We start from the raw sequence: 26435 nt of genomic DNA, 5'->3' as shown, positions 1-26435 counted from the left end.
GACCCGCCCCTGACAAGCGACGGGGCGGCGGCAGAGGCCCGTGGCGCGATGCGCGGCGGCCTGCGCAGGAGGCGCGGCTGCGGCCCGGAAGGGGCTGGCGCCGGGCGCGCGCATGACTAGACTGCGCCGCGATTGCCGGCCGAGGGAGACAGATGGCGCTTGAGGATGCGAAGAACGAGGTGGACGTCGCCTTCGGGGGCCGCGGCCCCCGCGGCTACGCCTACGAGAACGCCTTTGCCGGGGCCACGAGCTTCCTGCGCCGCCGCTACACGAAGGACCTGACGGGGGTCGATCTGGCGATCACCGGCGTGGCCTTCGATCAGGCGGTGACGAATCGCACCGGCACCCGCTTCGGACCCCGCGCGATCCGCGAAGCCTCGACGCTTCAGCCCTACGACCGGCCGTTCGGCTGGGGCTTCGATCCGCTGGAAGAGCTGACGGTGGTCGATTACGGCGACCTCGCCTTCGACTATGCCCGCACGGCCGAGTTTCCCGCCCGCCTCACCGCCCATGTCGCGGGCATCCTCGCGGCGGGCGCGGGCGCGCTCACGCTCGGCGGCGATCATTCGATCACCCTGCCGATCCTGCGCGCCCATGCGGCGGTGTTCGGGCCGCTTTCGGTGGTGCAGTTCGATGCCCATTCCGATCTCTGGGTCGATGACGATCCGGGCCGGATCGACCATGGCACCTTCATGTACAAGGCGGTGAAGGAGGGCCTCGTCGATCCGGCCCGGTCCGTGCAGGTGGGCATCCGCACCGACACGCCCGACTGGCTGGGCATGAACGTGATCGACGCGCGGACGGCGCACGAACAGGGCCCGGCCGCGGTCGCGGCGCGGGTGCATGCGATCGTGGGCCACCATCCCACCTACCTCACCTTCGACGTCGACGCGCTCGACCCGGCCTTCGCGCCGGGCACCGGCACGCCGGTCTGGGGCGGCCTCGCCTCCTGGCAGGCCGCGGCGATCCTCCGCGATCTCGCGGGCCTGAACCTCGTGGGGGGCGATGTGGTCGAGGTCTCGCCTCCCTACGATCCCTCCGGCATTACGGCCGTCGCGGGCGCCCATGTGGCTTACGAGTTGATCTGTCTCTACGGTTGGAGAAGGCGCAAGGAATGAAACGGATGAGCTATCTTCTTCTGGTCCTCCTCGTCCTCGTGGGCGGCCTCGTGGGCTATGTGCGCTTCTCGCCGAATGAGCCCGGGGCCTGGCACGCCGATCCGCTGCAGGTGACCGAGCGGGGCGCCGACAACAGCTTTCTCGCGGCCCCCGGCGGCGATGTGGCGCCCCTGCATCTGGCGCTCCCGCCCGATCAGGTGGCCGCGCGTCTCGAAAAGATCGCCGCCGCCTGGCCCCGCACCAAGGCAATAGCGGGCGCGGGCTTCCACCGCACCTGGATCACCCGCACGAAATGGTGGGGGTTCCCCGACTTCACCTCCGTCCGTCTGGTCCCCACCGACGACGGAGGCACCGACGTCACGCTCTTCGCCCGCTCGCGCTTCGGCAGGAGCGATCTCGGCGTGAACCGCGCCCGCGGCCAGGAGTGGCTGGCCCGGCTGCGTTCCTGATCTTCAGTCTGGCGCAAATATCCTCGGGGGGAGCCGCCCCGCCCGGGGCGGCCGGGGGGCAGACAGCCCCCCGCTCTCCGGCCGGCCATGGGCCGCCGCCGCCCGTCCCCCTTGACCCCATCCGATCCGCAGGTCAAACCGCCCCCATGGTGCCGATGGATCGCCTCCTCCAGATCGTCCGCCGCTTCGAGTTCCTCGAGGCGCGCCTCTCGGCAGGCGCCGCCCCGGCCGAGATCGCGGCGCTCTCGCGCGAATATGCCGAGCTGAAGCCGGTGGTGGTCGAGATCTCCGCCTACCGCACCGCGCTCGAGGATCTGGCCGAGGCCGAGGCCATGCTCTCCGATCCCGAGATGCGGGCGCTGGCCGAGGACGAGATTCCGGCCCTCCGGGCCCGTATCCCCGGGATGGAGCAGGCGCTGCGGCTCGCGCTCCTGCCCAAGGACGCGGCCGACGCGCGCCCCGCCATCCTCGAGATCCGCCCCGGCACCGGCGGCGAGGAAGCGGCCCTCTTCGCGGGCGATCTCCTGCGCATGTATCAGCGCTATGCCGAAGGGCAGGGCTGGCGGTTCGAACTGCTCGATCTCGCCCCGTCCGAGCTCGGCGGCATCCGCGAGGCGACCGCCCGCGTCGAGGGCGAGGGCGCCTTCGCGCGGCTCAAATACGAATCCGGCGTCCATCGCGTGCAGCGTGTCCCCGAGACCGAGGCGCAGGGCCGCATCCACACCTCCGCCGCCACCGTGGCCGTGCTGCCCGAGGCCGAGGAGGTCGATCTCGAGATCCCCGCCGCCGATATCCGCATCGACACGATGCGCTCCTCGGGGGCCGGCGGGCAGCATGTGAATACCACCGATTCCGCCGTCCGCATCACCCACCTGCCCACCGGCATCATCGTCACCTCCTCCGAGAAGTCGCAGCACCGCAACCGCGAGATCGCCATGCAGGTGCTGCGCGCCCGGCTCTACGATCTCGAACGCCAGCGTCTGGCCGACGCACGCTCAGCCGACCGCAAGGCGCAGGTGGGTTCGGGCGACCGCTCCGAACGGATCCGCACCTACAATTTCCCGCAAGGCCGCATGACCGACCACCGGATCAACCTCACGCTCTATGCCCTGCCGCAGATCATGGCGGGCGATCTCTCGGAGGTGATCTCGGCGCTCACCGCCCACGATCAGGCCGCCCGTCTGGCCGAGATGGAGGCATGAGGGCGGCCGACGCGCTCCGCGCGGCCGTCCCGCGCCTCGCGGCAGCCGGGATCGACGAGGCCGCCCGCGACGCCCGCCGCCTTCTGGCCCATGCGATGGCCATCGATCCCGCCCGTCTGACGCTGCATCTGCCCGACCCGCTCCCGCCCGAGGCCGCCGCCCGCTTCGAAGCCGCGCTGGCGGCCCGGGCCGCCCGCCAGCCGGTGGGCCAGATCGTGGGCGAGCGGCTCTTCTGGGGCCGCCGCTTCCGCGTGACGCGGGACACGCTCGACCCCCGCCCCGAGACCGAGGGCCTGATCGAGGCGGCCCTGGCCGAGCCCTTCGCGACCGTCCTCGACCTCGGCACGGGCACCGGCTGCATCGCGGTGACGCTCCTCGCCGAACGGCCGGCTGCGCACGGGATTGCGACCGACCTGTCGCCCGCGGCCCTTGCCGTGGCCGCCGAGAATGCAGCGGCCCTCGGTGTGGCTTCGCGGCTCGAACTGCGCCTGTCGGACTGGTTCGCGGCCGTCCCCGAGCGCGTGGATCTGATCCTGTCGAACCCGCCCTATATCGCCGCTGACGAAATGGCTGCCCTCGCCCCCGAGGTGCGGCTGTGGGAGCCGCATCTGGCGCTCAGCCCGGGCGGCGACGGGCTCGATGCCTACCGCGCCATCGCCCGAGGTGCCCCGGCCCATCTCCGGCCCGGCGGACGGCTCCTGCTGGAGATCGGCGCCGCGCAGGGCCGGGCGGTGGCGGGGCTCGTCGAGGCCGCGGGTCTGGCCCGGGTCTCCGTGCTGCCGGACCTCGACGGCCGCGACCGGCTGGTCTCTGCGCGCCTTCCCGCTGCCTGAGGCGCCGGAACCCCCTGTCAATTCGTCGCGCTCTTGCCGAAACCGCAGATTCTCCCCATTTTTCCCTTGCCAGCCACCCGACGGCATGGTTACTCGGAACTGCGCCGAGGGGATGGTCCGCGTGACCCGTGATCGTTCTCCGCGCGGCCAAGCCTGAAATGCACGTTATGCCCCGGATCGGATTCGAGCCACCGGGAGCGGCCACCGCAAGGCTGCAGCATACCGGCAGGGCCAGTTCATCTGGATACAAGGACAAGATGAGATCCTCCAAGTCCCGCTCGCGTTCGAAATCGAACCGCCCGCGTAGCCTCGGCAATATCGTCAACCGCGTGTTCGACAGCTCCGGTCCCGAGGGCAAGGTGCGGGGCACGCCGGCTCAGATCATCGAGAAATATCTGTTTCTCGCACGCGACGCCCAGCTGTCGAACGACCGCGTCGCGGCCGAGAATTTCCTGCAGCATGCCGAACATTACACCCGCCTTCTCGGCGAGGCGCAGCGCGAGCTTGCGGCCGAGCAGGAGAACCGCCGGTCCGAGCACCAGCAGAACCAGGGCGGTGCCAGCCATCAGGGGCAGGGCGGCAGCCCGTCCCAGCCCGGCAACCACCGCCATGAGCGCGGCGATCGTCCCCGGGACGACCGGCGCGAGGACCGGCAGGACCAGCCCCGGGCCGAGCGCGAACCGCGCCCCGAGGCCGCCCCGCCGGCTAAACCCGAGACGTCCGACAGCTCCCATGCCGTGATCGACCTCTCGGAGAATGCCGAGGAAGAGACCGGCCTCGTCGAAACGCCCGAGGCCCGTCCGCGGCACCGCCCGCAGCGCCGGCGCTCCGAACAGCCCGCCGAGCCGGCGGCGGGCCAGCCTGAGGCGGCCCCTCAAGCCGTGACCGAAGCCGCTCCGGCGTCTTCCGCCGACGAGTCGGCCCGGACGGCCGAGGCTCCGGCCGCCGGGGCGCAGGCAGAGAGTGCCCCCGAGCCCAAGGCCGAGCGTCCCCGCCGCCCGCGCGGCCCGCGCAAGCCCAAGGCCCGCGAGGGCGAGGGCAACGGCTCGCCCGACGACAGCGGCCCGCGCGAAGCCGCCGAGTGACACCGGCGCGGGGCCTCACGGCCCCGCCGCCGCCCCCCGCAGGTCGCCTCCCCGGATCGCGGGGCCCGTCGGCCCGGCCGCGGCCCGTCCGCCATGGTGGATCCGCGCCCTTCCGGCAGCGCGCTGAAGCGGCGGGACAGCCGACCGGCACCAGTCGGTGCGACCTTCTCCTTCAACACCATCGATCGCTCCCGCCAACGGGCAGGCATCGGGTGGCCGAATGGCTTCCGGGCCACTCGCTGCCTGCGGACCGGATCACCTCACGGGCCTCGCTGGCCGTCCGCAGGCCTCACCGCCCGCCCCTCGGCGCAGGCCGCATGCCATGGCACCCGGAGCCTCGGGTCTCCGGTCGGCGACGGCTCTCCCGCAGCGTCGCCGAGATCCGTCGCCAGACCACGGGCAAGGCAAGGAAGCAGATCGCGCGACTGACCGGCCGAAAGGGCCTCAGCCCGCCAATCGGCGGGCCAAAGCGCAGAAGCCTTCGAGCGGGATCTCCTCGGCCCGCTGCGTGGGCTCGATCCCCGCCTCGCGCAGCACCGTCTCGATATCGGGCACCAGGCCTTTCAGGCTCGAGCGCAGCATCTTGCGCCGCTGGTTGAAGGCCATCGCCGTCACCCGCGCCAGCACCTTCGGATCGGCCGGATGGCGCGGCGCTTCGAGCCGGGTGAAATGGACCACGGCCGAATGGATCGAGGGCGGCGGGGTGAAGGCATCGGGCGGCAGCGTCAGCACGATCTTCGGATCGGTCCGCCATTGCGACAGCAGCGCGAGCCGACCATAGGCCTTGGAGCCGGGCTTCGCCACGATCCGCTCGGCCACCTCCTTCTGGAACATCAGTGTCAGGCTCTCCCAGAAGGGCGGCCAGTCCGACGAGAGCCAGCGCGTCAGAAGCTCGGTGCCCACATTATAGGGCAGGTTCGCCACGATCCGGATCGGCGGCGTGAGCCGCGCCGCGACATCCACCTCGAGCGCATCGGCATTCAGCACCTCGAGCCGCCCGGGCCAGGCGGCGGCGACCTCGGCCAGAGCGGGCAGGCAGCGCGCGTCCTTCTCGATGGCAAGCACGCGCCGCGCCCCCTCGGCCAGCAGCCCGCGGGTAAGACCGCCCGGCCCGGGGCCGACCTCGAGCACGTCCGAATTCGTCAGGTCGCCCGCCAGCCGCGCGATCTTCGCCGTGAGGTTCAGGTCGAGCAGGAAGTTCTGCCCGAGCTGCTTCTTCGCCGAAAGCCCGTGCGCCCGGATCACCTCGCGCAGGGGCGGCAGTCCGTCAATCGAGGCCAATGTCAGCCCTCCGCCTCTTTCACTCTGTCCAAATATCCTGCGGGGGTGCGGGGGTGCAAAACCCCCGCGGCGGGCTATCAGCCGCGCGCCTGCGCCATCTCCGAAGCCATCTCGAGCGCCGCGACGAGGCTCGACGGATCGGCCACGCCCTTGCCCGCGATGTCGAAGGCCGTGCCGTGATCGGGCGAGGTGCGGATGAAGGGCAGGCCCAGCGTCACATTCACCCCGCCCGCGAAATCGATGGTCTTGATCGGGATCAGCGCCTGATCGTGATACATGGCCACCGCGCAGTCGTAGCGCGCCCGGGCGCCTCCGTGAAACATCGTGTCCGCGGGCAGCGGCCCGGTCAGCCGCAGCCCTTTGGCCCGCAGCCGCTCGATCACCGGAGCGATCACCGCCGCATCCTCGGCGCCCATGGCCCCGCCCTCTCCGGCATGGGGATTGAGCCCCGTCACCCAGATCCGGGGCGCGGCGATGCCGAAGTCCCGGCGAAGCGCCGCGTCGGTGATGGAGAGCACACTGTCGAGCAGCTCCTGCGTCAGGGTCGCGGGCACCTCGGCCAGGGGGATGTGGATCGTCGCGGGCACGACACGCAGCCCCGGGCAGGCCAGCATCATCACCACCTGATCCACGCCCGCGAGCGAGGCGAGGAACTCCGTGTGGCCGGGAAAGGCAAAGCCCGCGCCGTCCTTCAGCGCCTTCTTGTGGATGGGCGAGGTGCAGATCGCCGAGGCCGCCCCGGACTGGACGAGCGAGACCGCGCGGGCGATGACCGCCACCACCTCGGCCGCATTGCCGGGCGTGGGCTGCCCCGGCGGCTGCGGGTCGGGAAAGCGGTGCAAAAGCACGGGCAACGCCTCGGCCGGAACCTCGGCCGCTTCGAAGGGCGCCGTGATCCCCTGCCATGCGCTGCCCTCGGGCAGGTGCGCCGGATCGCCGATCCAGAAGAAGGGCAGCCGCTTCCCCAGCGCCTGCCGGGCCTTGACGGCAATCTCGGGGCCGATGCCCGCGGGCTCGCCGCAGGTGAGGGCGATCGGCGCGATCACGGCTGGCGGATGATCGCGTTGGCGCGCAGATCGGCCATGTAGGCGTCGGCCGAGGCCGAGATCGACTGGTTCGCCAGCGCCTGCGCCAGCCGGCCGCGGTCGATGGGTTCGGCCGAGACCGGACGGCGCGCGCAGAGCATCAGCACCCGGCGCGTGTCCCCGGGCAGGGCCGAGCTCGAAACCTCACCTGCATCGAGGCCGGCCAGCTCCAGCGCGACATCCTGCGGCACCTGCGCCAGCGGCAGGGTGGTGCGGCGCAGCTGCTGCTCCGTCGCGCCCTTCATCACCGTATAGAGGTCGTCGCAATCGTCCGCCCGCGAGGTGATCCGGCCGAGCTCGGCCGCGAACTCCGCGTCGTTGGGCAGGAAGAGCTCGGCATATTCGAGCTCGATGCCCTCGGGCGGGGGGGCGCTGGATTCGTCCCGGCCGCGCAGCTGGAACAGCGCGACCGCGTTCGGGATCTTCACCGGGTCGCTCACCTGACCGGGCGAGAGCGTAAGCAGCATCGGCCCGAGGGTCGGCGGCAGGTTCTGCAGCGGCACCCAGTCGATGCGCCCGCCACGTTCGGCGGAAGAGGAGGCGGAATAGGTCCGCGCGGCCTCGGCGAAGGCGCCCTCGCCGCGCACGTTGCGGCGGATCTCGGCCGCCAGCGCCTGCGCCTCGGCTTCCTGCCCGGGCGGGGCCGGAATGATGATCTCGGAGAGCAGGAGCCGGATCGAGGCGCGGCTGGTCTGGCGCGTGATGGCGCGGTCGATGGCCGTCTCGGTCGGGCGGGCGACGGCGCCGAACTTGGCCCGCATCAGCTCGCGCCAGATCAGGCCCGCATGGACGAAGTCGCGGAAGGTCTCGACCGCGACGCCCGCCTTGCCGAGCTCGGCGGCGAACTGCTCGGCCGAAAGGTTCGCGCGGCCGGCGAATTCCTCCATCCCCTCCTTGATCTGCTCCTCGGTGGCCTTGAGGCCCGCCTGCTCGGCGGCATCGAAGCGGATCTTGTCCTCGATAAGCGCGTCCATCGCCTGCTTCTCGACATCCCCGGTCGCGCCGAGAATGGTGAGGAAGCGCACCCGCTGCTCGAACTCGTAGTTGGTGATGACCCGGTCGTTCACCACGAGACGCGGCGCGAACAGGTTCTGGGCCAGCGCGCCGGGGGCGCTGGTGAACGTCAGGCCTGCCGCCACGACGAGGGCGAGGCAATGGGAAACGAAAGTCTTCATCTGTCCGTCAGCCGTCTTCTGCTCTTGGTCCCGAGGGTTCGGTGCTCTTGGTCGCGACGATCCGGCTTCTGCCGGCAGCCTGCGCGACATGTCCCGTGCGTCTGCCTCACCTGCGGCAGACCCGCGACGGGCCAGGGGTCGCTCCGCTGCCGAAGCCGATGAGATCGACCGACAGGCCGAAATCCGTGCTCGGCGTCACACTAGTCGAGGAAGTGAACCGACGCGAGAGGGAAAGATCCACCTTCAGACACTCGTTCCGGAACTCGAGCCCGACCCCGGCCCGCGCCGTGCGGTCGGCCTCGAAATCGTAGCGGCCCTCGGCGTTTGCGGTCCAGGCGTCGGTCAGCCGGTAGCGCGTGTCGAGCGTCAGTTCCTCGACCGGATCCGGCCGCGCCTCCTCGGTGCTCTCGCGGATGCGGACATAGCGCGAGGTGATGCCGTAGCGGTCGCGGTCGAGGTCGATCTGCCATTCGGCCTTGGTCACGCCGAAGTCCTTGTCGACGATGGTGCGCTGGGTGAGGGTGAGCCCGTTCTGCAGCGACAGCTGCAGCGCGGCCAGCCAGTCCGACTGATTGCCGTCGAAGCCGGAGGCCTCGGAGAAGCCGGGATCCTCCTCCTGCCAGATCACCTGACCGAGGGTGGCGCCCAGCGACCAGCCTGCCGGATCGTAGCGCGTCCAGTTCACGCCGATGGCCGCGCGCCCGCCGTCCTCGACCGCGTCCGAGCCGGGGAATCGGTCGAGCGAGAAGAGGCTGCCTTCGTCGAATTCCACCAGGACCGAATCCTCGTTCGGGATGCGGTCGCCGGATGTATCGGCCCAGACCGCCTGCAGCACCGGCTGGATCACGTCGCTGGCGCCGCTCGCGCTGCTGCGCACCCAGGGCCAGCGCAGCTCGATGCCGCCGGCGCCATGGATCCGCGTGTCCGAGCCTTCCCAGGCGGCGTCCTGCGAGATGTCGTAGGCGTCGGCGCCGATCTCGGCCAGCGCCGAGCCGAGGATCCCGCCGCCGAGCATCCAGTTGCGGCGCCAGTCCACCAGCACCGAGGCCCGCGACATGTCGCGTCCGTCGGCGATCGTATCGGCGTCGAGGTCGCTGTCGAGCGGATCGGTCGAGTCGCGCCGGTGGCTGTGGGTCGAGAAGCGGATCCCGCCCTCGCCGCCGAGCGGTCCGAAGCCGAAGCGTCGGTGGAAGGTCGCGTCCGCCACGAGGGAGGGGATCGTATCGTTGTCCTCATCCTCGCGCAGCGTGCGGAATTTCAGGATGCGCCCCGAGATGTACTCGTTCCGCCGCGCCCGATCGACCTGAAAGCCGGAGGCGAGACGGTCCTTCTCGCCGAGGCCATAGTCGAGATAATAGGCCCGGTCGCTCACCTCCTCGATCTGGAAGGCCAGCGTGAAATCGCGCGGCAGGTCGAAGGCGCCGCGCGCGAAGAGATAGCCCCGCCGGTCGTCGGGCAGGATCTCGTCGCGCGAGACCGCACCTTCCGCCTCGATGGCTCCGAAGGAGAAGGCCTCGCGGTAGCGCGCGCCGAGCGAGCGGCCGCCCTTGGTGGTGATCTGGGGCAGGAGCGTCAGGTCGCGGCTGTCGCCGAGCTTGATGAAGTAGGGCGCGAGCACGCCGGTGCCGAGCTGGCTCGTGGTGCGCAGCTCGGGACGCAGGAAGCCCGTGGCCCGGTCGAGCGTCGCATCCGCGATGCGCAGCCGCGGGAGGTAGGCCACCGGGACCCCGGCGATGCGCAGCGAGGCATTGTCGAAATAGATCTGCCGCTCCTGCGTGTCGTGGACCACGCGGCTGGCGCGCACTTCCCAGAGCGGCACCGGATTGTCCGCGCAGATCTGGCAGGAGGAGGCGACGGTGCGGCCGAGGGCCGTGTAGCGGTTGCCCACCCGCGCAAGCTCGGAGGAGGCCAGCTGAAGCTGCTGGTCGAGCACCAGCCGGGCGCTGGTCAGGACCCCGTTGGCCAGATCGCCCGACAGCGCTGCCTGATCGGCCAGCACGATCTGGCCCTCGCCGTTGTCGAGCACGATGGGCCCGTCGATGGTCAGCCGGTCCGCCGCCTGATCGTAGAGCACGCGCGTCGCACTGAGGCGCGTGCCCTGATAGAGCACCTCGACATGGCCCTCGGCCACCAGTGTGGTGTCGTTCGCAATCGACACGCTGTCGGCTACGAGCGTGGCCTTCTCCTGCGCGGCCGCGGGCAGCGGCGCGAGGATGGTGGCAGACAGAAGCAGAGTCCGCAAAAAGCGCATCAGCCGTCCTCGAGATGCAGAAGCAGGCCGAGCGAGCCCATGACGCCGATCAGCGGCGGGCTCCAGGCGGCGAGCAGGATGGGGATCTGTCCGTTCTCTCCCAGCACCTGTGCGAAGTTGCGCAGGAAGAACAGGCTGAAGCCGCCCAGAAGGGCGAGAAGGACCATGCGGCCCGTGCCGCCGAAGCGGCTGTGGCGCATGGTGAAGCCCGCGGCCACCAGCACCATGGCGGCAAGCGTCGCGGGGAGGGCGAATTCCATCTGCATCCAGACCCGGTGCTTGCGGGCCGAGAAGCCCGCGCGCTCGAGCCCCGCCACATAGGCCGGAAGCTCCCAGATCGGGATGGCCGAGGGATCGCCGAAACTGTCCTGGATCCCCTCGCGCGTGAGCTCGGAGGTGACGCGGAGGTTGCCGGGCAGGCCCGCGCGCGCCTCGGGATTGGCTTCGGTCAGATCCCAGCTCTTCGCGCCCGAGAGCTGCCAGTAGCCGCGCTCCAGCGCCGCCTGCTCGGCGGCGATCCGCCCGGTGGGCCGGCCCTCGGCGTCGAAGGTAAGGAAGGTCACCGCATAGAGCCGGGTGCCGTCGGTGTTCGAGCGCAGGGCATGGATCACCGTCTGCTCGCCCGATCCGCCCTGCCGCAGCCAGAGCCCTTCCTTCGAGATCGACAGGATGCTCGCCTCGCCCCGGGCGAGCCGGCCCGCTGCGGCATCATACTGCCGCGAGGTGCCCGCGACGATCGGGTTCAGCACCGTCACCGCCACCGTGCCGAGCGCCAGCGCCACCACCATCGGGGCCACGAGGAAGCGCAGCCCCGACCGGCCCGCCGCGCGCACCACCACAAGCTCGCTCGACCGGGCAAGGCCGAGGAAGAGCGCGACGGCAGCGAGGATCACGATCAGCGGCAGGATGGTATAGAGCGTGGCCGGCACGCGCAGGAGCGACAGGAGCCCCGCCTGCACGAGGGTGATGCCCTCATCCGAAAAGCGGCGCATCTGATCCAGCACGTCGATCAGCATCATCAGGCCGAAGAAGGCCAGGAAGACGATGAACACCATGCGCAGGAAGCGTCGGGCGATGTAGCGTGACAGGATCATGAGGCGAAGATCCCGTTCAGCGCACGCCGGAGCCGCCGCGGCCGTTGTCCGATCCAGAGCAGGAGGATCCCGATCGCGAAGCCGGTGACGGGGGCGGCATAGGCGAGCGGCCAGAGCTGCTCGTCGGTCACGCCCACGCCCGAGGCCGCCACGTTGATGGTCTGCACGACGATCAGGAGGAGCACGGCGAACAGGATCTGCCACCAGAGACCGAAGCGGCTGAAGCTGCCGAGCAGCAGCGCCGCAAAGCCGATCAGCGAGGAGGCGAACCCGAGGAACGGCTGGCCGATCCGGCTGTGCCCTTCGTAGAGCGCCGCGGCGCGGGTCGAGCGCGTCTCTTCCAGCACCTCTGCCGTGGGGGCGAGGAGCGTCATCGTCGGCAGTTCCTCGAGCACGCGGCGCTTCGGGCCCGAGCCCGTCATGAAGGCGCCGAGATCGTAGGTCACATCGTCGAACCGGGTGAGCTCGAGCCTGCGCCCCTCGCGGGTGAGGGTCTGGGCGCTGCCGTCGATCATCAGAAGCTTCGGTGTCGTGTCGGTGCGCACGAGCAGCGCGCGTCGCGCCGTATAGGCGGTCGAGCGCGCAGGGTCGCGGTCGTCCACGAGCAGCAGGTCCCGCAGCTCGCCCGTCTCGGTCACCTCGCGGATATAGAGCGTCACCCCGTCGGCGGGATGCAGGAACTCGCCATCACGCAGGAAGCGGGCGGTCGCATTCTGCGAGATCTCGGCCGAACGGGCCGAGAGGGTCGCGCGGCTGGCGGGCACCAGCAGGTTCATCAGCACGATCATCATGAGCGCCACGATCAGCCCGAACCAGATCACCGGCCGCGCGAGGCGGAAGGCCGAGAAGCCCGTGGCCTGCATCACCACCAGTTCCGATTCCTGGCTCAGGCGGTTCACGACATAGATCGTGGCCGCGAAGGCCGAGAGCGGCAGCACGAGCCGGATCACGTTGGGCAGCGCGAGGAGCGAGAATTCGAGGAAGACCAGCGCCGACTGGCCGTCCGAGATCAGGTCGTCGAACAGGCCGACGGCGCGATTGATCCAGTAGACGAGCACCAGAACCAGCGAAAAGAAGCCGAACAGCGCCACGAGTTGCGACAGGAGATATCTGTCGAATCTAGCCACGCCTCGCTCGTCCTGTCCGTTGTCCCCGGGGTTTCCGGGACGCTACCGGAAATCGCCGCCGGGGAAAACTGGTATCTGGCGCTCGGGCGGGGCAGGGGCTAGCCTCGGCGCACAGAACGGCCGGCGCTGCGGCATCCGCCGCGATCCGGCCCCGTCCCTCCGGCGCTCCGGCGCCTGTCCATCAACGGCGCGGTGGCGCCGAGCGTTGCAGCGGAGTTATCTGATGACCCATCCCGTTCCCATCCAGTTCCAGGGGCTCGACCTCGACGCCCTGGCCGGCGTTGCCGGTCGCATCGTGGTTTTCGCGGGCGAGGGAGGCACGATGGGCGCGGCGGCCAAGAAGGTGAACCGCCTGATGCGGGGCGCGCTCGAGCGGGCCGCAGGCTCGGAAGCCTTCGGCAAGCTGAAGCAGGGCGATGCGATGGAGCTGGGCTTTCCCGTGGGTCTCGCGGCCGATGCGGTTCAGCTCGTGAAGCTCGAGCGGCGCACCGACAAGGCCGCTGCGCGGAAGGCGGGCGGCACCATCGGGCGGGCGCTCTCGAAGGTGGGCACCCTGGTGCTGGCCGACACGATCCAGCGGGCGGCCGATGTCTCGTTCGGCATCGCGCTCCGGGCCTATGACTTCACGCCGCACAAGACGGGCGAGAAGAGCCTGCCGGGGCCGGTGACGCTGATGGCGGCCAACCCCGAGGCGGTGGCGGCCGAGGCAGGCCCGATGGCGGCGCTGGCCGAGGGGATCTTCTTCACCCGCGATCTGGTGAACGAGCCCGCGAACGTGCTCTCGACCTTCGATTTCGCGGCGCGGCTTGCGGCGATGCACGAGCTCGGCCTCGAGGTGGAGATCCTCGAGGAAGAGGAGATGGAGAAGCTCGGGATGCGCGCGCTTCTGGGCGTGGGGCAGGGCTCCGAACATCCTTCGAAGCTCGTCGTCATGCAGTGGAAGGGCGGGCCCGAGGATCAGGTGCCGCTGGCGCTCGTGGGCAAGGGCGTGGTCTTCGACACCGGGGGCATCTCGATCAAGCCCGCGGGCGGCATGGAAGACATGACCATGGACATGGGCGGCGCGGCGGTGGTCGCGGGCGTCATGCGCACGCTCGCCATGCGCAAGGCGCGGGCCAATGTCGTGGGGCTCGTGGGCATCGTCGAGAACATGCCCGACGGCAATGCGCAGCGTCCGGGCGACGTGGTGCGCTCGATGAAGGGCGACACGATCGAGGTCATCAACACCGACGCCGAAGGCCGCCTCGTGCTGGCCGACGTGCTCTGGTATGCGCAGGAGCGTTTCCAGCCGCGCGGCATCGTCGATCTGGCGACCCTGACGGGGGCCATCATCGTGGCGCTCGGCCACGAGAACACGGGCGTCTTCTCGAACGACGATGCCTTCTGCGGCGCCTTCCTGAAGGCGGCCGAGGCGGAGGGCGAGGGCGCCTGGCGGATGCCGATGGGCGAGCGCTACGACGAGATGCTGAAGTCGCGGATCGCGGACATGCGCAACTCCTGCGGGCGCGAGGCGGGCTCGATCACCGCGGCCCATTTCCTGCGCCGCTTCGTGAAGCCCGAGACGCCCTGGATCCATCTCGACATCGCGGGCACGGCGCTGCTGAAATCGGACACGGCGCTGGCGCCGAAGGGCGCCACCGGCTGGGGGGTGCTGGCGCTCGACCGGATGATCCGGGACATGCTGGAGACGTGAGACAGGGCGCGCCGGGACCGGAGGGGTCCCGGCGGTTCGACCCGCCGGGGCTCTGCCCCGGACCCCGGGATATTTGGACCAGACTGAAGGAGAGGCGGGCCGCGTGGGGGTCGTGATGTTCTATCACCTGACGCGTTCCTCGGCCGAGGACACGCTGCGGCTGCTGCTGCCGCGGGCGCTCGGGCAGGGGTGGCGCGTCATGCTGCGGGGGACCGACCGGGTGCGGCTCGAGGCGCTGGATCTGGCGCTCTGGCGGGTGCCGGAGGAGGGATTTCTGCCGCACGGGATGGAGGGCGGGCCGCACGATGCGGTGCAGCCGGTGCTGCTCGGGACCGGCGCGATCGGCAACGGGGCGCAGGCGCTGATGCTGCTCGACGGGGCCGAGACGCAGGCTGCGGAGGCGGCGCCGCTCGAGCGGGTCTGGATCCTGTTCGACGGGCTGGACGAGGCGGAACTTGCCCGGGCGCGCGGGCAGTGGAAGGCGCTGACCGGCGCCGGCGTGAAGGCGCAATACTGGTCGGAGGAAAGCGGGCGCTGGGAGAAGAAGGCCGAGGCGGGCTGAGGCGGAGGACCCGTCAGCGGCTCAGGATCATCCGGTCGTCGGCGATCTCGATGCGGAAGCGGCGCAGATAATCCATGCCCAGAAGCGACATGTCCATCGGCCCTTCATTGACCCAGGCGGGGATGCGCTGTTCGCTGTAGGGGCCGAGGACCACCGGGCCGATCCGCACCCGCGCCGTGCGCACCGGGCCGTTCGCGGTGATGGCCTCGCCCATGTAGTCGAGCCGGTCCGGCTCGATCCCGAGCCTGCGGGCGTCCGCCTGCGAGAGGACGATGGAGCTGGCTCCCGTATCGGCCATGAAGCGGATGGGCGTGCCTGCCACCTCGAGCGTGAGATAATAGTGGCCATCGCGCGCGCGGGGCACCGCGATGCGGCTGTCTTCCATCACCGCCTGCGTGGGGATGAGATCGCTGCGGATGTCGCGCCAGAGGCCATAACCCGCGAGCACCGCCACGAAGATCAGCGCCCAGGCGAGGCCCGCGCGGATCGCCGCGCCGAGGCGGCCGCGATATTCGACCAGCACCCAGGCGCCGAGCGCGGTGAGGAGAAGCCCGAGATAGATCAGCCGTGCCGTCAGATCGCCGTCCATGTTGTCTCCCGGAGCCCTGCCTCGGGATATGGGGCCGGGGCGGCGGATGCTCCAGCCCCCGGGGGCGGAAAGTGGCCCGGCGCGGCCTTCCGCCGGCTCAGCCGAGCAGGCCCGAGCCGCGGATGCCGTCGATCACGAACTGCACCGAGAGGGCCGCGAGCAGCATGCCGAGAAGCCGGGTGATGACGAGCGTGCCGATCCGGCCCAGCAGCCGCTCGAGCGGACCTGCGACGAGGAACAGGAGGAAGGCCGAGGCCACCGTCACCAGCATCACCAGATGGACGGCCAGAACGCCCGTCCAGTCCTCGGCCGATCCCACGAGCAGGATCATCGAGGCGATGGCGCCCGGGCCCGCGATGAGCGGGATGGCGAGCGGGAAGACGGACGGATCGTGGTCGTGGTCGGCCGCGGTCTGGCCCTCGCGGCGCTGGGTGCGGCGCTCGAACAGCATGTCGAGCGCGGTGAGGAACAGAAGGATCCCACCCGCGATGCGGAAGGCGGACATCGAGATGCCGATGAAGCCCAGCACCGCCTCGCCGAGAAGGCCGAAGGTGGTGAGGATGCCCACCGCCACGAAGCAGGCGCGAAGGCCGATCGCGCGGCGCTCCTCGCGCGTCATGCCGGGCGTCAGCGCGATGAAGAGCGGCACCAGCCCCAGCGGATCGACCACCACGAAGAGCGTGGCGAAGGCGGTGATGAGGAAGCCCGTCTCGATCATGGATCAGCCCGCCGCCTCGAGCCGCTCCTGCGCGGTCAGCCACAGCGCCTCGGCCCGGTCGAGCCCCTCCATCACTTCGGCATATTTCTTCTGCCAGGTCTCCATCTCGCCCAGGCGCTCGGGCTCGTAGAGCGCAGGATCGGCGAGCTTGGTCGCAAGCTTGTCGCGCATCCCGTTCAGCTTCTCAAGCCGCTCCTCGCAGCGGCGCACCTCGGCGCGCAGCGCGAGCTTCTCCTCGCGGCTGGCGGCCTTCGGCGCGGGCTTCTCGGCCTTCTTCTCGGGCGGCGGATCGTCGCCCGCCAGAAGCTGGCGGCGGTAGGCCTCGAGATCCTCGGTGAAGGGGGCGACCGCGCCGCCCTTCACCAGCCAGAGCCGGTCGGCCACGAGGCCCAACAGGTGCATGTCGTGGCTGACGAGGACCACGGCGCCGGAATATTCGGTGAGCGCCTCGACCAGCGCCTCGCGGCTTTCCATGTCGAGGTGGTTGGTGGGCTCGTCGAGGATCAGCAGGTGCGGCGCATCGATGGTGGCGAGGAGCAGCGAGAGCCGCGCCTTCTGCCCTCCCGACAGCCGCCCCACGGCGGTCTCGGCCTGATCGGCCATCAGCCCGAAGCCCGCGAGACGGGCGCGCAGCCGCGGCTGGCCCTCGTCGGGGCGCAGGCGCATCACATGCTGGAGCGGCGTCTCTTCGATGTGGAGTTCGTCCACCTGATGCTGGGCGAAATAGCCGATGCGCAGCTTCGAGGAGCTGACCATCCGCCCCTCCTGCGCCGCAAGCTTGCCGGCGAGCAGCTTCGAGAGTGTGGACTTGCCCTCGCCGTTGCGGCCGAGAAGGGCGATCCGGTCGTCCTGGTCGATCCGCAGGCTCAGGCGGCGGAGCACGGGCGGGCCATCGTAGCCGACCGACACGCCCTCCATCGTGATGATGGGCGGCGACAGTTCCTCGGGCTTGGGGAAGGTGAAGACCTGCCGCTTCGCCTCTTCGGGCGGCGTGATCGGCGTCATCTTCTCGAGCATCTTCACCCGGCTCTGGGCCTGCACCGCCTTCGAGGCCTTGGCCTTGAACCGGTCGACGAAGCTCTGCAGGTGGGCCCGGCGGGCCTCCTGTTTCTTGGCTTCGGCGGCCTGCACGGCGCGCTTCTCGGCCATCTGGCGGGCGAACTGGTCGTAGGGGCCGGTCCAGTAGGTCAGCTTCTTCTGGTCGAGATGCAGGATGCCCTGCACCGCGCGGTTCAAGAGCCCGCGGTCGTGCGAGATGATGAGCACGGTGTGCGGATATTTCTGCAGGTAGCTCTCGAGCCAGAGCGCGCCTTCGAGGTCGAGGTAGTTGGTAGGCTCGTCAAGGAGGAGCAGGTCCGGCTGGGCGAACAGGACGCCCGCCAGCGCCACGCGCATCCGCCAGCCGCCCGAGAAGTCGGAGCAGGGGCGAAGCTGCGCCTCGGCGTCGAAACCCAGCCCCTTCAGGATCGCCGAGGCGCGGCCCTCGGCCGACCAGGCGTCGATATCGGCCAGACGATGCTGGATCTCGGCGATCCGGTGCGGATCGGTGGCGGTCTCGGCCTCCTCCATCAGCGCGGCGCGTTCGGTATCGGCGGCCAGCACCGTGTCGAGAAGCGAAGTCGAGGAGGAGGGCACCTCCTGCGCCACGCCGCCGATGCGCGAGCGGGCGGGCAGGGCGATCTCGCCCCCTTCCAGCGCGAGCTCGCCCCGGATCAGCCGGAAGAGCGTGGTCTTGCCGGTGCCGTTACGGCCGACGAGGCCGACCTTGTGGCCGGTGGGAATCGTAGCGGAGGCGCCCTGAAAGAGCGGCCGTCCCTCGACCGAGTAGGAGATGTCCGAAATGCGCAGCATGGGCAGGGTGATGGACCGCCCCGCTCGGGCTGTCAACGCCGCCGGGCGGCCCCTTTGCCCCTTTTGTCGCGATGGCACCCATGGTAAGGCCCGCGCCCAGAGTTACACCCTTCCGAGGAGAGCCTTCATGGCCATCGAACGCACCCTGTCGATCATCAAGCCCGACGCCACCCGCCGCAACCTGACCGGCAAGATCAACGCCAAGTTCGAGGAAGCCGGCCTGCGCATCGTGGCGCAGAAGCGCATCCACCTGTCGCTCGCTCAGGCGCAGAAGTTCTACGGCGTCCACAAGGACCGCCCCTTCTTCGGCGAACTGACCGAATTCATGGCGTCCGAGCCGGTGGTCGTGCAGGTGCTGGAAGGCGAAGGCGCCATCGCGAAGAACCGCGAAGTGATGGGCGCGACCAACCCGGCCAATGCCGATGCGGGCACGATCCGCAAGGAATTCGCGCTGTCGGTCGGCGAGAACTCGGTCCACGGCTCGGATGCGCCGGAAACCGCGGCCGAAGAGATCGCCTTCTTCTTCTCGGGCCTCGAACTCGTCGGCTGAGGCCTGCGGCGGGCGCGGGAGGGTCGATCCCGCGCCTTCGCCCGGAGACTGTGTCCTGAGAGGAAGGCCGGGCTCGTCCCGGCCTTCTTCATTCGACGGGCAGGTCATCTTTCTGAAGAGGCTAGAGGGAACGCGCTTCTGCGCCTCGCGCGGGGCCATCCGTGACCGGACATCTTCCGGAAAAGAAAAAGGCCGGCGCAGGCGCCGGCCCCTTTTCTTCCGCCTGGGGTGCCTCAGATCGAGGCCCAGTCGTTGAACACCGGACGCGCCGGATCGGGCCGGCGAACGGTTTCGGCGCCACCCATCTGCGGCGACGCGGGCGTGCTGCCCTGCTGCGGCTGGACGGGTGAGGCTTCCTGAGTCATTGGTCTGCTCCGATTGTCGTTCAGGTTACTGGGTTACAACGCTGTGCCCCGGCCGGCGGTTCATCGCCCTCCCGGGGGCCGATGGCGTCAACATGACACATTCACTCTCATCTATGCCTGCGCCTCGAGTCGGACAAGGTCATTGTATGCGAGCGAATACTGTAGTTGAGCAAAGATGCGCCGCTTTTGCCACGTCCTGCCACAGTTCTGTCGCAAAAGGCAAAATCCTGAAACAAGCGGTGATGTTCTGACACGCGCAGGGCGAGTCGGACGGGCTGAACAACACCGGATAGGGGATCTACGCGCACGGCATCGTGAAGTGGTCGACCGCATACGGAATGGCGGAATTGTGAGGCATTTCCTGTCCCGCTCCGGACTGACAGGACGGCTGGCGCATGGGCCCTTGCCGGAGGACCGGCTCCCGGGACGGCGGCGCCTCCGAGAGCATTCTTCGCTGCACCGGATGGTGCGTCGCTATTGCGGTGAGGCTCTGCGTCTTACGGATGAACGGGGGCAGAGAGGCCGCGGCATGGCCTCTCCGATGTCCCCCGTCGCCGCGGTCAGCGCACGACCTCTGCCGGGAAACCGATGGAGTCCAAGGCGGAGAGCAGCGTCCGTTCGGGGACGGAGCCCTCGACGTCGGCGGTGCGGGCCTCGGGGTCGAAGCGGATGCCCTCGAAGCCCGGAAGCGGCGCGAGCGCGCCCTCGATCGAGGCGCGGCAATGGCCGCAGGACATGTCGGGGATGGACAGCTTGGTCATGTTCGTCTCCTTTCCCCGCAGAAGAAGGCGTTCCACCGGGGCAAGGTCAAGCGCCCCGGACCCCGCGACAGGAAAATTCCGGCACAGCCCGGATGGCCCTTGACCTTCCAGTTGTGGGAAGCCCCATCTTGGGAGGCCAAGGAGACTGCCATGACCGACCAACAACCGATCCGCACGGGCCTGCGCAGCCTGCGCCTGCACCCGGACGGAATGAGCTGCGCCTCCTGCGTGGCGCGCACCGAGCGCGTGCTTGCCGCGGTGCCGGGCGTGGCCGAGGCGCGGGTGAGCCTCGCGGACGAGAGCGCGGACATCCGCTATTCCGATCCGGCCACGCCGGAGGCTCTGGCCGAGGCGCTTGCGCGCGCGGGCTACCCGGCCCGGCAGGAGCGGCTCACCCTCTCGGTCGAGGGGATGAGCTGCGCCTCCTGCACCGGCCGGGTCGAGCGGGTGCTGAAGGCGCAGCCGGGGGTGATCGAAGCCACGGCGAACCTCGCGAGCCGCCGCGCGCAGGTGACGCTCTGGGAGGGCGCGGCCACGGCCGCCGCCCTCGCGCAGGCCGTCACCAAGGCCGGGTTTGCGGCCTCGCCCCTCACGGCCGATGCCCCGGATCGCCGCGCCGAGGAGATGGCGATGCTCCGCCGCGATGCCTGGCTCGCGGCGCTGCTGACGATCCCGGTGTTCCTCGTCGAGATGGGCGGCCATCTCGTGCCCGCCTTCCACCACTGGATCGCGGGCACCATCGGCACGCAGACCTCGTGGATCGCGCAGTTCCTGCTCACGAGCCTCGTGCTGGCGGGGCCCGGGCGACGCTTCTATGCCAAGGGCGTGCCGGCGCTCCTGCGCGGGGCGCCCGACATGAACAGCCTCGTGGCCGTCGGCACTTTCGCGGCCTGGGCTTACTCGACGGTCGCGACCTTCGCGCCGGGCCTCCTGCCCGCAGCCGCCCGCTCGGTCTATTTCGAGGCCGCGGCGGTGATCGTCGTGCTGATCCTGCTCGGCCGGCTGATGGAGGCGCGCGCGCGGGGGCAGGCGGGCGCGGCCATCGCGGGGCTCCTGCGCCTCCAGCCGAAGACGGCGCGGGTGAGCCGCGACGGCACGGAGACCGAGGTGCCGATCGAGAGCATCGGGCCCGGCGCGATCCTCCTCATCCGTCCGGGCGAGCGCATTCCCCTCGACGGGGTGGTGGTGGCAGGCGAGAGCGCGGTCGACGAGAGCATGTTGACCGGCGAGGCGCTGCCGGTCGCCAAGGCCGAGGGGGCCGATGTCACCGGAGGCACGGTGAACGGCACCGGCGCGCTCACCATGCGGGCGACGCGGGTCGGCGCCGACACGGTGCTCGCGCGGATCGTGGCCATGGTCGGAGAGGCGCAGGGCGCCAAGCTGCCGGTGCAGGCGCTGGTCGACCGGATCACGCTGCGCTTCGTGCCGGTGGTGATGGGCGTGGCGGCGCTCACGGTGCTCGTCTGGCTCCTGTTCGGGCCGGGCCTTGGCGAGGCGCTGGTGGCGGGCGTGTCGGTCCTCATCATCGCCTGCCCCTGCGCGATGGGGCTGGCGACGCCGGTCTCGATCATGGTCGGCACCGGCCGGGCCGCCGAGCTGGGCGTGCTCTTCCGCAAGGGCGAGGCGTTGCAGCGGCTGTCCGAAATCGAGCGGGTGGGGTTCGACAAGACCGGCACGCTCACCGAAGGCCGGCCGCAGGTGACGGACGTCCTGCCCGGCGAGGGGTTGGGCCGCGAGGAGCTTCTGGCGCTGGCCGCGGCCGTCGAGGCCCGGTCGGAACATCCGCTGGCGGGCGCGATCCGGCGCGCGGCCGAGGACCTTCCGCCGCTCGAGGCTGAGGGCTTCTCCTCCCGGCCCGGCCACGGTGCCGAGGCGCGCGTCGCGGGCCGGCGCGTGCGGGTGGGCAGCCTCCGGATGATGGAGGGGCTGGATCCGGGCCCGCTCGGGCCCGAGGCGGCGCGGCTCGAGGCCGAAGGGCGCACGCCGGTCTGGCTCGCTCTGGACGACCGGATCGCCGGGCTGATCGCCGTGGCCGACCGGGTGAAGCCCACGGCGCGGGCGGCGGTCGAGGCGCTCGGGCGGCTGGGCCTGCCCGCCGCGATGGTCACGGGAGATGCCCCGGGCGTCGCGCGCGCCATCGGACGGGAGCTCGGGATCTCGGACATCCACGCGGGTGTCCTGCCCGGCGGAAAGGTCGAGGAGGTGACGGCCATGGGCCGGGCGGCCTTCGTGGGCGACGGGATCAACGATGCGCCGGCGCTCGCCGCAGCCGAGGTGGGCATCGCCATCGGCACGGGCACCGATGTGGCCATCGAGGCCGCGGATGTCGTGCTCATGTCGGGAGATCCGGTGGGCGTGGCCACGGCGGTGGCACTCAGCCGCCGGACCATGCGCAACATCCGCCAGAACCTCGCCTGGGCCTTCGGCTACAATGTGGCGCTGATCCCGGTGGCCGCCGGGGTGCTGGTGCCGTTCGGCGGGCCGCAGCTCTCGCCGATGCTCGCGGCGGGCGCGATGGCCTTCTCGTCGGTCTTCGTGCTGACGAACGCGCTGCGCCTGCGTCGCGCGCCCGCGGCGGAGGCTCTGGCGTGACGCAGCGCGTGGCCGTCGCGCACGGATGACCGGGCTGCGCTGCGGTCAGCCGCCGCGCGGGACCCAGAGGGCGGGCAGAGGCCCGCAGGACACAGAGGGAGAGGGCAGGAGGCGGCGGTGCCGGTCCTCGGCCGGAAGAGGGAACGGAGGAACCCCGCATGAACATCAAGGAAGCGGGAGAGCGGTCGGGGCTGCCGGCCAAGACGATCCGCTATTACGAGGAGATCGGCCTCGTTCGGCCGATGCGCGATGCGAACGGCTATCGCCGGTTCCGCGAGGACGATCTGCACAAGCTGGCCTTTCTCGGGCGCGCACGCTCGCTCGGCTTCTCGATCGAGGAATGCCGCACGCTGCTCGCGCTGTGGGAAGACCGCAGCCGGGCCAGTGCCGACGTGAAGCGGCTGGCCGAGCGTCATCTCGACCAGATCGAGGGGAAGATCGCGGAACTGCAGGCAATGCAGACGACGCTCTCGCATCTCGTGTCCGCCTGCAGCGGCGACGACCGGCCGGATTGCCCGATCCTCGAGGGGCTCTCGGCGGGCCCCGTCTGCTGCGCTGCGGATCAGGGCTAGAGGCGGCTGCGCGGCCTCTCGCCCGTCAGGCGACCTTCAGCAGGTCTTCGAGTTCCGTATTTTCCTGCACCATGTCGCGCAGCGAGAGCTTGTCGAGCGTGCCGTAGAAGGCCGCGAGCGCGTCGTTCAGCGCGCATTTCAGCCGGCAGGAGGGCGTCAGCGGGCACTTGTTCTCCTTCTTCGAGAAGCACTCGGTGAAGGGGAGGTTCGATTCGAAGGTGCGGAAGACGTCGCCCACCACGATCTTCTCGGCCGGCCGACCGAGGGCCAGGCCGCCGCAGCGCCCGCGCACGGTGCGCAGGAATCCCTTCTGCGCGAGCCCGTGGATGACCTGAGCCAGATGGTTCTCCGAGGCGTTGCAGGCGGCCGCCACCTCGGCCTTGCGCACCACGCGGCCCTCGTTGATCGCGCAGAACATGAGCGTCCTCATCGCGAGATTGGTGCGGGTGGTCAGTCGCATGGCCTGCTGCCTTTCGCCTTTGCTGTCGCGAATCCCCGCCAGTCACAGGGTTTCGGCGCAGACATGATCCCGGACGGCGGCCTTGGAGGGGAGAGGAAAAGTCGTATCCGGCACAAGCAATTTGTCGCAGCCCCTTGTGCCCGCGCCCCATTTCCGGGCCGCGCCGCCGGATCTGCCCATTCCTGCGCCGGCAACTGTTACCCGTTTGCAACCTTCGCGCGATCTCCGCGCGATAAGATGGGAAACCCTATCCGAATGTAGCAGTTGATGTGAGCACTTGCCCATCGGACGATCAAGCGCCACCTTGCGAAGACCTGTACAGCGTGCCGGGCGACCCAGACCCCGGGCGCGCATCTCGATGTGCCGGGAGCCGTGAGCCCCGCCTAAAGGCGCGGATCGCTTGCGTGGCCTCCTGCCGATGCCGGGCCCCTGCGCTTGACCCTAGCGTAAGGGCACGGCAAACCTCGTCGAACCCCTGCCGTCCGGCACCTCGGACAGCTTTTGCTACGGACCATGCCCGTGAACGATCAGAGCCTGACCCCGAACGTCCTCAAGACCGACGTGATGCGCCACCTCACCTTCACGCTGGGCAAGGATGCTCCGCACGCGAGCCTCTATGACTGGCGGATGGCGCTGTCCTACGCGATCCGCGACCGGATCATGGAGCCCTGGTTCGCCTCGACCCGCCGCACCTGGGAAGAGGATCGCAAGCGCGTCTACTATCTGTCGATGGAATTCCTGATCGGCCGCATCCTCGAGGATGCCACGATCAACCTCGGCCTGCACGAGATGGCCGAGCGGACGATGGCCGAGCTCGGTCAGGACTTCAAGGCGATCGTCGGCGACGAGCCCGACGCGGCGCTCGGCAATGGCGGTCTCGGGCGGCTGGCCGCCTGCTTCATGGAATCGATGGCCACGCTCGGCTGCCCGGCCTACGGCTACGGCATCCGCTACGAGCACGGTCTCTTCCGGCAGCGGTTCGAGGGCGGCCAGCAGGTCGAGACGCCCGAGGACTGGCTGAGCCAGCGCAACCCGTGGGAGTTCGACCGGCCCGAGGCCACCTACATCGTGGGCTTCAAGGGCCATGTCGAGACACGCGACGGCCGCGAGGTCTGGGTGCCGGCGGAGACCGTGAAGGCCTCTGCGCACGACACGCCCGTGGTGGGCTGGCAGGGCCGCTGGGCCAACACGCTGCGGCTCTGGGGCGCCGAGCCCACGACGCTCTTCGATCTGGAACGCTTCAACCGCGGCGATTACACGGCCGCGGCCGAGCCCGAGACGCTCGCGCGCACGCTCTCGCGCGTGCTCTATCCCGACGACACGACCTATCAGGGCAAGGAACTGCGGCTGAAGCAGGAATTCTTCCTGACGTCGGCCGCGCTGCAGGACATCCTGCGCCGCTTCAAGAGCGGGCACGGCGACCTGCGGGCGCTGTCGCGGCATGTCGCGATCCAGATGAACGACACGCATCCGGCCATCGCGGGCCCGGAACTCATCCGGCTCCTCGTCGATGAGCATGGGCTGTCCTTCGACGAGGCGCTGCCCGTCGCGCAGGAGTGCCTCGGCTACACCAACCACACCCTCCTGCCCGAGGCGCTGGAACGGTGGGCCACCTTCACCTTCGGGAACGTGCTGCCGCGCCACATGCAGATCGTCGAGCGGATCGACGGATGGCACCGCCGGACCTTCCCGGCGCGGCCGCATTATGTGGGCATCGTCAAGCACCACGAGGTGCGGATGGGCGAGCTGGCCTTCATCATGTCGCACAAGGTGAACGGCGTCTCGGCGCTCCATACCGATCTCGTGAAGGCCAACCTCTTCCCCGAACTGGACCGGTTGCATCCCGAGAAGATCGTGAACCAGACCAACGGCGTCACGCCGCGGCGCTGGCTGAAGATGGCGAACGCGCCGCTTGCCCGGCTGATCGGCGAGACGATCGGCGAGGGCTGGGAGGACGATCTCGACCGGCTGAAGGGGCTCGAGCCGCATGTGAAGGACCAGGGTTTCCTCGGCGCCTTCGATGCGGCCAAGCGGCAGAACAAGGTGACGCTGTCGAACTGGCTCGGGGCGGAGTGCGGGGTGAAGGTGAGCCCCGATGCGCTCTTCGACGTGCAGGTCAAGCGGATCCACGAATACAAGCGCCAGCTTCTGAACATCCTCGAGACGGTCGCGCGCTGGCAGGCGATCCGGGCCAATCCCGATGCGGGCTGGGTGCCGCGGGTGAAGATCTTCGGCGGCAAGTCCGCGCCGGGCTATGCCGTGGCCAAGGAGATCATCCATCTCATCAACGATGTGGCCGCGGTCATCAATGCGGATCCGCTGGTGGGCGATCTGCTGAAGGTGATCTATCCCGCCAACTACAATGTCTCGATGGCCGAGCGGCTGGTGCCGGCGGCGGATCTGTCCGAGCAGATCTCGACGGCGGGCAAGGAAGCCTCGGGAACCGGCAACATGAAGTTCATGATGAACGGCGCGCCGACCATCGGCACGCTCGACGGCGCCAATGTCGAGATCCTGCAGGAGGTCGGCCGCGAGAACTTCTTCCTGTTCGGCCTGACGGCCGAGGAGGTGATGAAGCGCCGCGAGGATCCCGATCACGCGCGCAAGGCCATCGAGGCCAGCCAGATCATGCAGAACGTGCTGCAGGCCATCGCCGAGGGCCAGTTCAGCCCGGGGCAGGCCGATCGCTACCACGGGCTCGTGCACCGGGTCTGGCACCATGACTATTTCCTCGTCGCCTCCGACTTCGATGCCTATCTCGCGGCCCAGGCCGAGGTGGATGCGGCCTACAAGGACCGTGCGCGCTGGCTGACCATGGCCGCGCTCAACACGGCGCGGTCGGGCTTCTTCTCGTCGGACCGCACGATCCGCGGGTACATGAAGGAGATCTGGGGGGTGGAGTCGGCCCTGCAGGACTAGCCCGGGGCGCGCGCGCTGCGAAGGTCGCCGGGACGCCTCGACGACGGGCATCGGAGAGGGGCAGGGCGCCTGCGGCGGCTTCTTAAGCCGGGGCCGGCGCCTG

23 protein-coding genes are annotated in these 26435 nt (G+C 70.0%); 11 read left to right on the top strand and 12 right to left on the bottom strand.

Annotated features, from left to right (window positions below):
* Nucleotides 1-152 precede the first annotated feature (152 nt).
* From speB to RSP_RS07645, 5 genes are all read left to right on the top strand, one after another.
* Nucleotides 153-1118 (top strand): agmatinase, encoded by a 966-nt coding sequence (gene speB, locus RSP_RS07665; RefSeq protein WP_011337839.1) that lies wholly within the window; start codon nucleotides 153-155, stop codon nucleotides 1116-1118.
* Entirely contained in the window at nucleotides 1115-1567 is a 453-nt protein-coding gene (locus RSP_RS07660; RefSeq protein WP_017140217.1) for a DUF1499 domain-containing protein, read from the top strand. The genes speB and RSP_RS07660 overlap by 4 nt, the downstream gene beginning before the upstream one ends.
* Nucleotides 1568-1713: 146 nt before the next feature.
* Complete coding sequence (gene prfA, locus RSP_RS07655; RefSeq protein ID WP_011337837.1) at nucleotides 1714-2769, top strand: peptide chain release factor 1; 1056 nt, start codon at nucleotides 1714-1716, stop codon at nucleotides 2767-2769.
* Nucleotides 2766-3602 carry a peptide chain release factor N(5)-glutamine methyltransferase gene (prmC, locus tag RSP_RS07650; RefSeq protein WP_011337836.1) on the top strand — a complete coding sequence of 279 codons (837 nt, stop codon included), beginning with the start codon at nucleotides 2766-2768 and terminating at the stop codon, nucleotides 3600-3602. The genes prfA and prmC overlap by 4 nt, the downstream gene beginning before the upstream one ends.
* A 257-nt stretch (nucleotides 3603-3859) precedes the next feature.
* On the top strand, nucleotides 3860-4687 hold the full coding sequence (locus RSP_RS07645; RefSeq protein WP_011337835.1) for a DUF4167 domain-containing protein: 828 nt from the start codon (nucleotides 3860-3862) through the stop codon (nucleotides 4685-4687).
* Between the two features lie 444 nt (nucleotides 4688-5131).
* On the opposite strand, the gene rsmA is transcribed toward RSP_RS07645, so the two are convergent.
* From rsmA to lptF, 6 genes are all read right to left on the bottom strand, one after another.
* Nucleotides 5132-5968 (bottom strand): 16S rRNA (adenine(1518)-N(6)/adenine(1519)-N(6))-dimethyltransferase RsmA, encoded by an 837-nt coding sequence (gene rsmA / locus RSP_RS07640; RefSeq protein ID WP_011337834.1) that lies wholly within the window; start codon nucleotides 5966-5968, stop codon nucleotides 5132-5134.
* Nucleotides 5969-6045: 77 nt separating this feature from the next.
* Nucleotides 6046-7014, bottom strand: a complete 969-nt coding sequence (pdxA, locus tag RSP_RS07635; RefSeq protein WP_011337833.1) for a 4-hydroxythreonine-4-phosphate dehydrogenase PdxA — start codon at nucleotides 7012-7014, stop codon at nucleotides 6046-6048.
* Nucleotides 7011-8228 carry a peptidylprolyl isomerase gene (locus RSP_RS07630; RefSeq protein ID WP_023003627.1) on the bottom strand — a complete coding sequence of 406 codons (1218 nt, stop codon included), beginning with the start codon at nucleotides 8226-8228 and terminating at the stop codon, nucleotides 7011-7013. Before RSP_RS07630 ends, pdxA begins: the two co-directional genes overlap by 4 nt.
* 106 nt (nucleotides 8229-8334) lie before the next feature.
* The gene (locus tag RSP_RS07625) at nucleotides 8335-10479 is read right to left on the bottom strand and encodes an LPS-assembly protein LptD (protein WP_011337831.1); all 2145 of its coding nucleotides are present in this window, start codon (nucleotides 10477-10479) and stop codon (nucleotides 8335-8337) included.
* The gene (gene lptG, locus RSP_RS07620; protein WP_002720056.1) at nucleotides 10479-11573 is read right to left on the bottom strand and encodes an LPS export ABC transporter permease LptG; all 1095 of its coding nucleotides are present in this window, start codon (nucleotides 11571-11573) and stop codon (nucleotides 10479-10481) included. The genes RSP_RS07625 and lptG overlap by 1 nt, the downstream gene beginning before the upstream one ends.
* The gene (gene lptF / locus RSP_RS07615) at nucleotides 11570-12700 is read right to left on the bottom strand and encodes an LPS export ABC transporter permease LptF (protein WP_011337830.1); all 1131 of its coding nucleotides are present in this window, start codon (nucleotides 12698-12700) and stop codon (nucleotides 11570-11572) included. The genes lptG and lptF overlap by 4 nt, the downstream gene beginning before the upstream one ends.
* A 223-nt stretch (nucleotides 12701-12923) precedes the next feature.
* On the opposite strand from lptF, the gene RSP_RS07610 reads away from it, so the two are divergent.
* Together RSP_RS07610 and RSP_RS07605 are read left to right on the top strand one after the other, a co-directional pair.
* Nucleotides 12924-14393, top strand: coding sequence for a leucyl aminopeptidase (locus RSP_RS07610; RefSeq protein ID WP_002720054.1), 1470 nt, complete (start codon nucleotides 12924-12926; stop codon nucleotides 14391-14393).
* Between the two features lie 115 nt (nucleotides 14394-14508).
* Nucleotides 14509-14955: a DNA polymerase III subunit chi gene (locus tag RSP_RS07605; RefSeq protein WP_017140216.1), complete on the top strand. Its 447-nt coding sequence runs from the start codon at nucleotides 14509-14511 to the stop codon at nucleotides 14953-14955.
* A gap of 13 nt (nucleotides 14956-14968) precedes the next feature.
* Here RSP_RS07605 and RSP_RS07600 read toward each other — a convergent pair whose 3' ends face one another.
* The 3 genes from RSP_RS07600 to RSP_RS07590 form a co-directional block, all read right to left on the bottom strand.
* Nucleotides 14969-15544: a retropepsin-like aspartic protease family protein gene (locus RSP_RS07600; RefSeq protein ID WP_011337828.1), complete on the bottom strand. Its 576-nt coding sequence runs from the start codon at nucleotides 15542-15544 to the stop codon at nucleotides 14969-14971.
* 97 nt (nucleotides 15545-15641) lie between these two features.
* Nucleotides 15642-16262 carry a MarC family protein gene (locus tag RSP_RS07595; protein WP_011337827.1) on the bottom strand — a complete coding sequence of 207 codons (621 nt, stop codon included), beginning with the start codon at nucleotides 16260-16262 and terminating at the stop codon, nucleotides 15642-15644.
* 3 nt (nucleotides 16263-16265) lie between these two features.
* The gene (locus RSP_RS07590; RefSeq protein WP_011337826.1) at nucleotides 16266-18113 is read right to left on the bottom strand and encodes an ABC-F family ATP-binding cassette domain-containing protein; all 1848 of its coding nucleotides are present in this window, start codon (nucleotides 18111-18113) and stop codon (nucleotides 16266-16268) included.
* Nucleotides 18114-18240: 127 nt separating this feature from the next.
* On the opposite strand from RSP_RS07590, the gene ndk reads away from it, so the two are divergent.
* Nucleotides 18241-18663 carry a nucleoside-diphosphate kinase gene (gene ndk / locus RSP_RS07585; protein ID WP_002720049.1) on the top strand — a complete coding sequence of 141 codons (423 nt, stop codon included), beginning with the start codon at nucleotides 18241-18243 and terminating at the stop codon, nucleotides 18661-18663.
* 233 nt (nucleotides 18664-18896) lie between these two features.
* Here the strand turns inward: ndk and RSP_RS22655 are convergent, their stop codons facing one another.
* Nucleotides 18897-19028 (bottom strand): hypothetical protein, encoded by a 132-nt coding sequence (locus RSP_RS22655; protein WP_009562085.1) that lies wholly within the window; start codon nucleotides 19026-19028, stop codon nucleotides 18897-18899.
* A 560-nt stretch (nucleotides 19029-19588) separates the two neighbouring features.
* The gene (locus RSP_RS07580; protein ID WP_002720048.1) at nucleotides 19589-19789 is read right to left on the bottom strand and encodes a heavy-metal-associated domain-containing protein; all 201 of its coding nucleotides are present in this window, start codon (nucleotides 19787-19789) and stop codon (nucleotides 19589-19591) included.
* Nucleotides 19790-19939: 150 nt separating this feature from the next.
* On the opposite strand from RSP_RS07580, the gene RSP_RS07575 reads away from it, so the two are divergent.
* On the top strand, nucleotides 19940-22381 hold the full coding sequence (locus tag RSP_RS07575; protein WP_011337824.1) for a heavy metal translocating P-type ATPase: 2442 nt from the start codon (nucleotides 19940-19942) through the stop codon (nucleotides 22379-22381).
* A gap of 158 nt (nucleotides 22382-22539) precedes the next feature.
* Nucleotides 22540-22953: a Cu(I)-responsive transcriptional regulator gene (gene cueR / locus RSP_RS07570; protein WP_002720046.1), complete on the top strand. Its 414-nt coding sequence runs from the start codon at nucleotides 22540-22542 to the stop codon at nucleotides 22951-22953.
* 25 nt (nucleotides 22954-22978) lie between these two features.
* Here the strand turns inward: cueR and RSP_RS07565 are convergent, their stop codons facing one another.
* Nucleotides 22979-23413 carry an Rrf2 family transcriptional regulator gene (locus RSP_RS07565; protein ID WP_002720045.1) on the bottom strand — a complete coding sequence of 145 codons (435 nt, stop codon included), beginning with the start codon at nucleotides 23411-23413 and terminating at the stop codon, nucleotides 22979-22981.
* 513 nt (nucleotides 23414-23926) lie between these two features.
* Between RSP_RS07565 and RSP_RS07560 the strand changes: the two genes are divergently transcribed.
* Nucleotides 23927-26332, top strand: a complete 2406-nt coding sequence (locus RSP_RS07560; protein WP_011337823.1) for a glycogen/starch/alpha-glucan phosphorylase — start codon at nucleotides 23927-23929, stop codon at nucleotides 26330-26332.
* Nucleotides 26333-26435: the final 103 nt, after the last annotated feature.

This window comes from Cereibacter sphaeroides 2.4.1, from assembly GCF_000012905.2.
GTDB lineage: Bacteria > Pseudomonadota > Alphaproteobacteria > Rhodobacterales > Rhodobacteraceae > Cereibacter_A > Cereibacter_A sphaeroides.
This window is presented reverse-complemented; position numbering and strand designations above follow the sequence as displayed.

What these genes read in the sequence shown, in the direction of transcription:
- RSP_RS07610 (WP_002720054.1), top strand. Translation starts at nt 12,924, where the DNA reads ATGACCCATCCCGTTCCCATCCAGTTCCAGGGGCTCGACCTCGACGCC.
- RSP_RS22655 (WP_009562085.1), bottom strand. Translation starts at nt 19,028, where the DNA reads ATGACTCAGGAAGCCTCACCCGTCCAGCCGCAGCAGGGCAGCACGCCC.
- cueR (WP_002720046.1), top strand. Translation starts at nt 22,540, where the DNA reads ATGAACATCAAGGAAGCGGGAGAGCGGTCGGGGCTGCCGGCCAAGACG.
- RSP_RS07580 (WP_002720048.1), bottom strand. Translation starts at nt 19,789, where the DNA reads ATGACCAAGCTGTCCATCCCCGACATGTCCTGCGGCCATTGCCGCGCC.
- RSP_RS07565 (WP_002720045.1), bottom strand. Translation starts at nt 23,413, where the DNA reads ATGCGACTGACCACCCGCACCAATCTCGCGATGAGGACGCTCATGTTC.
- RSP_RS07575 (WP_011337824.1), top strand. Translation starts at nt 19,940, where the DNA reads ATGACCGACCAACAACCGATCCGCACGGGCCTGCGCAGCCTGCGCCTG.
- prfA (WP_011337837.1), top strand. Translation starts at nt 1,714, where the DNA reads ATGGTGCCGATGGATCGCCTCCTCCAGATCGTCCGCCGCTTCGAGTTC.
- speB (WP_011337839.1), top strand. Translation starts at nt 153, where the DNA reads ATGGCGCTTGAGGATGCGAAGAACGAGGTGGACGTCGCCTTCGGGGGC.
- RSP_RS07605 (WP_017140216.1), top strand. Translation starts at nt 14,509, where the DNA reads ATGTTCTATCACCTGACGCGTTCCTCGGCCGAGGACACGCTGCGGCTG.
- RSP_RS07630 (WP_023003627.1), bottom strand. Translation starts at nt 8,228, where the DNA reads ATGAAGACTTTCGTTTCCCATTGCCTCGCCCTCGTCGTGGCGGCAGGC.
- RSP_RS07600 (WP_011337828.1), bottom strand. Translation starts at nt 15,544, where the DNA reads ATGGACGGCGATCTGACGGCACGGCTGATCTATCTCGGGCTTCTCCTC.
- RSP_RS07660 (WP_017140217.1), top strand. Translation starts at nt 1,115, where the DNA reads ATGAAACGGATGAGCTATCTTCTTCTGGTCCTCCTCGTCCTCGTGGGC.
- RSP_RS07645 (WP_011337835.1), top strand. Translation starts at nt 3,860, where the DNA reads ATGAGATCCTCCAAGTCCCGCTCGCGTTCGAAATCGAACCGCCCGCGT.
- ndk (WP_002720049.1), top strand. Translation starts at nt 18,241, where the DNA reads ATGGCCATCGAACGCACCCTGTCGATCATCAAGCCCGACGCCACCCGC.
- lptG (WP_002720056.1), bottom strand. Translation starts at nt 11,573, where the DNA reads ATGATCCTGTCACGCTACATCGCCCGACGCTTCCTGCGCATGGTGTTC.
- RSP_RS07625 (WP_011337831.1), bottom strand. Translation starts at nt 10,479, where the DNA reads ATGCGCTTTTTGCGGACTCTGCTTCTGTCTGCCACCATCCTCGCGCCG.
- RSP_RS07560 (WP_011337823.1), top strand. Translation starts at nt 23,927, where the DNA reads ATGCCCGTGAACGATCAGAGCCTGACCCCGAACGTCCTCAAGACCGAC.
- prmC (WP_011337836.1), top strand. Translation starts at nt 2,766, where the DNA reads ATGAGGGCGGCCGACGCGCTCCGCGCGGCCGTCCCGCGCCTCGCGGCA.
- RSP_RS07595 (WP_011337827.1), bottom strand. Translation starts at nt 16,262, where the DNA reads ATGATCGAGACGGGCTTCCTCATCACCGCCTTCGCCACGCTCTTCGTG.
- RSP_RS07590 (WP_011337826.1), bottom strand. Translation starts at nt 18,113, where the DNA reads ATGCTGCGCATTTCGGACATCTCCTACTCGGTCGAGGGACGGCCGCTC.